Origin of the sequence: Streptococcus sp. 1449 (assembly GCF_013276805.1) — a bacterium.
Lineage (GTDB): Bacteria > Bacillota > Bacilli > Lactobacillales > Streptococcaceae > Streptococcus > Streptococcus pseudopneumoniae.
This window is the reverse complement of sequence record NZ_VMLS01000056.1, coordinates 2,922-3,936: the sequence shown is the minus strand read 5'-3', so window position 1 is coordinate 3,936 and position 1,015 is coordinate 2,922. Positions and strand designations below refer to the sequence as shown.

The window sequence follows — 1,015 nt, the reverse complement described above, 5'->3', positions numbered from 1 at the left end:
CTATAAATCAAATATTCAAGACAGTCAAGTATCTGGTCTAGATGTCATCGAAAAGCTGAAGACTTACAGCTATCGTAAAGAATACGATGGCCAAATTGAGGATATCTCATGTGGTATCATGGCTCAGGATGTCCAGAAATATGCCCCTGAAGCATTCTATGAGAATCCTGACGGTGCATATTCATATCGCACATTTGAATTGGTGCCTTACTTAATCAAGGCCATTCAAGAATTAAATCAAAAAATAGAAAAAATGGAGAACAGACATGGATAATCACACAATCGACAAGCTAGTCGCTGAGTCACTCGTCGACCGTTTGGCTGATATCGAATTGAACTATGCGCATTTAAATGTACACCATAGGCTGGCTTTGGCTGAATTACAGGCCTTTAAGGCGGTGCTGGAATATGACCCAGCGCTTAAAGAACTTTTTGACGAAACGCAAGCTAAAATGAAAGGAAATAAGGAATGAATTACGAAGTAGCAATTAATCCCTACTTGAAAGGTGGGGAAAATGTAACAGTTGTCGCAATCAAGATGGAAAACAAGGGGCGCTATTCTTATGAGCAGTGCGAATTGCCAGGTGACCACACACAGGATAGTGAGGACGCCCTTATCCAAGCGGTTTTGGAATTGGTTCGCACCGAACTGGACCCGACTAGTGCCATTGTCAAGAACCAAGAACAATTGGCTAAGACGACGGAAGCGCTGGAGAGAGCCAACCAGCTCATGGATGGCATGCAGAAGGTCAATCTCCAGAATGCTCAGGATATTGAGGATATCTTAGCGCGATTGGAGGAGCTGGAAGCTCAAGGAGAGTCTGACCAGGAGGAGACCGACGAGGACACCCCTCAGGTTACGGACACAGAAAACCAAGCTGAAGAAGCACAACCAACCCCAGCGGTAGAAGATAAGAAAGAAAGCGAGAAAGAAGATGACATTTCTGAAACGACAAACCAAGAGAGCCCTAGTGAAGACAATGGAGGTAGCAGCAATGAGTAAGATTACACTAGA

Annotated in this window: 3 protein-coding genes; all 3 read left to right on the top strand. The window is 44.2% G+C overall.

Going from position 1 to position 1,015, the window contains the following annotated elements; all coding sequences use genetic code 11:
- The coding region (locus tag HT687_RS12035; protein WP_240152482.1) for a tail fiber domain-containing protein at positions 1 to 274 on the top strand (274 nt) is incomplete at its 5' end.
- Complete coding sequence (locus HT687_RS09575) at positions 267 to 473, top strand: hypothetical protein (protein ID WP_000368698.1); 207 nt, start codon at positions 267 to 269, stop codon at positions 471 to 473. The genes HT687_RS12035 and HT687_RS09575, both read left to right, overlap by 8 nt.
- A complete protein-coding gene (locus HT687_RS09570; RefSeq protein ID WP_001105679.1) occupies positions 470 to 1,003 on the top strand; it encodes a hypothetical protein in 534 nt (177 codons plus the stop codon). The genes HT687_RS09575 and HT687_RS09570 overlap by 4 nt, the downstream gene beginning before the upstream one ends.
- Positions 1,004 to 1,015 lie beyond the last annotated feature (12 nt).